Origin of the sequence: Mesorhizobium sp. M7A.F.Ca.CA.004.04.2.1 (assembly GCF_004022825.1) — a bacterium.
Taxonomy (GTDB): Bacteria; Pseudomonadota; Alphaproteobacteria; order Rhizobiales; family Rhizobiaceae; genus Mesorhizobium.
Genome location: NZ_RZPH01000617.1, coordinates 1 through 3,705, shown reverse-complemented (window position 1 = coordinate 3,705; position 3,705 = coordinate 1). Strand labels below are relative to the sequence as shown.

Sequence of the window (3,705 nt, the reverse complement as noted above, 5' to 3'; positions counted from 1 at the left end):
AGCATGGAGAGCGTCACCGGGAAGAACGCAATGACCAGGATGAGGCCGATCTTGGGCGCCAGCCCATAGCCGAACCAGAGGATGAAGATCGGCGCCAGCGCGACTTTCGGCACGTTCTGGAACAGCACCACCAGCGGATACAGCGCGCGTCCCAACCAATCGAAGCGCACGATGACCAGCGCAATGGCAATGCCGACCACGACCGAGACCAGGAAGCCGAACAGGATCTCGCCCGCCGTCACCAGCGTCGCCTGCATCAGCGTGCCCCATTGCGCGACCAGCGACTTCGCGATCTCGGAAGGGGCGGGAATGATGAAAGCGGATATGGCAAAGATCCGCACGGCCGCTTCCCACAGCACGATCGTCACCAGCAGGAGGATGACCGCCGGCAGCCAACTGCCGGTCGCCGCACTCCAGCTGGAGGCGAGGCGCGGCTCGGAAAGGTCCGTGATGGGTTGGTCGCTCAAGACGCGCCTCCCGGTTGATGGCTGGAGCGCAGCATCGTTCGCAACTGGACCACCAGCCTGACGAACTCCGGATCTTCGGTGACCGACAGGTCGCGCGGATAAGGCAGCGCAATGTCGAGGCTCTCGGTGATCCGCCCCGGCTTGATCCCTAGCACGTGAACATGGCGCGACAGATGGATGGCCTCGTCGATGGAATGGGTGACGAGCACGATCGTCTTGCCGGTACGCTGCCAGATCTCCAGCAGCGACTGGCCCATCGAATCGCGGGTGATGGCGTCGAGCGCGCCGAACGGTTCGTCCATCAGCAGGACCGCCGGGTCGAGCGCCAGGGCCCGTGCGATGGCAACCCGCTGCCGCATGCCACCCGACAGCTCGTTTGGCCGCTTGTGGGCGCTGTCGCCCAGCCCGACCAATTCCAGCATCTCCTGCCCGCGCGCCCGCAGATCCGAGCGCGACAGCGATTTGTCGGCGATGCCGAGCAGCAGCGAGGCATTGTCGACGGCGTTTTTCCAGGGGAGCAGGTTGGCGTCCTGGAAGACGAGGCCGATCATCCGCTTGCGCGCAGCCTCGATCGGCGCGAGCCCGGCGATCGAAACGCTGCCCTGGGTCGGCTGCACCAGCCCGGCCAGCACCTTGAGCAAAGTGCTCTTGCCGCAGCCGGAAGGGCCGATAAGGGAAACGAACGATCCCTTTGGCACCGAAAGATCGATGTTCCTGAGGATCAGCTGCCGGGCGATGACCACCGAAACGCCTTTGGCGGAGATCAGATCGTCATGGCGGATATGGGCCGGCCTGTCGCCGGCGGCTCGGATGGTTTCAATGCGCATGGCTTGCCGCCCCGCGTGCTGTTTTCTGCCGCACCCGCACCATCTTGATGGCGAAGGCGCCCTTCACACAAACAGCCGACCGGTGGAACTCCTCGAACCGGCCTGCCCTCTGCGCACCATGTGACATTGGCTACTCCCGGCCTTCCAGGATGCGCCGCACCGCGACGAGCTTGCGCGCCCGTTCACCTTGCAGCGCTTTTGTCTGCTCGGGCGTGTAGGCAAACATGCCCTCGCCCGACTTGATGCCGAACTTCGACGCGGCCGTCTTCTCCAGCACCATCGGCGCGACATCGTCACGGTTGGAGAGATCGGCATTCAGGAAGGACGAGACGGATTTGTAGATATCCAGCCCCGCCATATCGAGCAGCGCCATCGGGCCGATGACGGCAATCTTGTAGCCGATGCCCCAGGATACGCAGGTGTCGAGGTCTTCCGGCTCGATGACGCCGCGCTCGACAAGATCGACCGCCTCGCGCAGCAGCGCATAGAGCACGCGGTTCTCGACGAAGCCTGGAACGTCCTTCTTCACCACCACCGGCAGCAGGCCGATCGAGCGGATGAGATCGCGGATAACAGTCACGGTTTCAGGCGCGGTCTTTTCGCCGCCGATCACCTCGATCATCGGGATGATGTGCGGCGGGTTCGACCAGTGCATGCCGACCATCCGCTCGGGTTGCGAGATATGCGCCTGCAGCTTGGTGATCGGGATGCCCGACGTGTCGGAGGCGACGATGACAGACGGGCCGATCAGCGGATCGATGTCGCGATAGGTCTGCGCCTTGATGTCGATATTCTCGGGCACGTTCTCGATCACCAGTTCGGCGCCATCGACGGCCTCGGCGATCGTCTCGACGAAACGCACGCTGCCGGCGCCAGTCCCGGGCGCCTTGATGTCGAGACGGTCGAGCACGCCGCCGGCGAGATCGAGCATGCCGCGGGCGCGCTCGATTGCCCCTGGCGAAACATCATACGCCGTCACATCGAGCCCGCCGCGCGAAAGCCGCGCGGCGATGCCTGGACCCATCGTTCCCAGTCCGATGAGAGCGGCGCGCTTGATCATCATGCCGCCTTTGCGGGAGCAGCAGTGGTTGCCGCCTTGAAAGCCGGCCGGGCGGCGATTGCGGCCACCCAGCGCTCCAGATTGGGCATCGACGGCCGGTCGATCTTGAAGTCGACGCAGCGCTTCAGGATCGGCGCGCAGGCAATGTCTGCAAGGGTCAGCTTGCCGAGCGCCAGGAAGTCCTTGCCGGCCAGGTGGCCGTCGACGATCTTGAGCTGCGCGACAAGGTCCTTCACTTGTTCCTTGTATTCGGCGGTCTGTTCTTCGGGCGTGAGCTTGGCGCCCTTGAAGGCCGCCAGGTAGCCCGGATTGACCGCAGCCAGCAGGAAGTCCATCCAGCGCTCGACCTCGGTCTTTTCGGCCGGCGTGGCGCCATTCAACTGTTCGCCGCCGAATGCCGCGAGATAGCGCAGGATGGTGTTGGACTCCCAGATCACGGTGTCGCCGTCGACCAGCGTCGGCACCTTGGAGGTCGGGTTGAGCGCCTTGTATTCCGCCGTCTGCGTGTTCTCGAACTGGCGGCCATAATCCTCGCGCTTGTAGGAGGCCCCCAGCTCTTCGAGCATGAAGAGCACCTTCTGGACGTTGCCTGATGTCTGGCGGCCTAACAGCTTGTACATGTCGTCTCCTCGCTAGTGTCCAAGGCCTACTTGCTCGCCGGCAGCGGCTTGTAGACGATGGCGTCCATTTCGATCTTGGTGTTGATGACGGCCTTTGCCTCGACGGTCGTGCGTGCCAGAACGGCGTCGCCGATCCCTTCGAGGAACGCCTTGTTGTAGCGGCCGAAATCGCGCGTATCCTCGAGATAGGTGGTGATCCGCACGACATCCGACAGCGTCGCGCCTTCATGCGCGATGACGCGTGCAATGGTCTTCAGCGTCGCCAGCGTCTCTTCCTCGATCGTGCCGCTGATCACGTTGTTGTTCTCGTCCTTCGGCACCTGGCCCGAGACGAAGATGAAATCGCCCGCACGCACCGCCGGATGAAACGGCAGGTTCGGGTTCTTGTTGCCGATGGCGTAGTGGCTGGCGGATTTTCGCGTGCTGTCGCTCAACATACCCCCCTAGAGAACGCTGGTTTCGATGATGTCGACGCCGCGGATGCGATCGATCAGGTAGACGATGCCGCGGTCGTCGATGGTCACGTCGTTGGACGAGGAACGCTCCGCCCCCTCCGGCGCGTCGGGCATGAAATGGCCGACTTCCTTTGGCGCGAACGGATCGGCGATGTCGACGAGGCGCAGCCCCTGCGCGAACCATGCAAACGGAATGACGGTTCCATTGAACCGCTCGGAGGGCTGGTGGCAGCCGGTCATCGGCGGTTTGGGGGGGCCCTCCGGGGGGGGGGCCGG

5 protein-coding genes and 1 pseudogene are annotated in these 3,705 nt (G+C 64.0%); all 6 read right to left on the bottom strand.

Annotation, left to right across the window (positions count from 1 at the left end):
• On the bottom strand, positions 1 to 467 hold a 467-nt coding region (locus EN893_RS23830; protein WP_348632500.1), incomplete at its 3' end, for an ABC transporter permease subunit.
• Positions 464 to 1,294, bottom strand: coding sequence for an ABC transporter ATP-binding protein (locus EN893_RS23825; protein WP_127270364.1), 831 nt, complete (start codon positions 1,292 to 1,294; stop codon positions 464 to 466). The genes EN893_RS23825 and EN893_RS23830, both read right to left, overlap by 4 nt.
• Before the next feature lie 130 nt (positions 1,295 to 1,424).
• The gene (fhmpcd1, locus tag EN893_RS23820; RefSeq protein WP_127267702.1) at positions 1,425 to 2,354 is read right to left on the bottom strand and encodes a 5-formyl-3-hydroxy-2-methylpyridine 4-carboxylate 5-dehydrogenase; all 930 of its coding nucleotides are present in this window, start codon (positions 2,352 to 2,354) and stop codon (positions 1,425 to 1,427) included.
• A complete protein-coding gene (locus EN893_RS23815; protein ID WP_013529861.1) occupies positions 2,354 to 2,974 on the bottom strand; it encodes a glutathione S-transferase family protein in 621 nt (206 codons plus the stop codon). The genes fhmpcd1 and EN893_RS23815 overlap by 1 nt, the downstream gene beginning before the upstream one ends.
• 26 nt (positions 2,975 to 3,000) lie before the next feature.
• Positions 3,001 to 3,411, bottom strand: a complete 411-nt coding sequence (locus EN893_RS23810; RefSeq protein ID WP_127267701.1) for a RidA family protein — start codon at positions 3,409 to 3,411, stop codon at positions 3,001 to 3,003.
• A 6-nt stretch (positions 3,412 to 3,417) separates the two neighbouring features.
• Positions 3,418 to 3,705, bottom strand: a pseudogene (locus EN893_RS23805) (hypothetical protein); the annotation flags it as partial.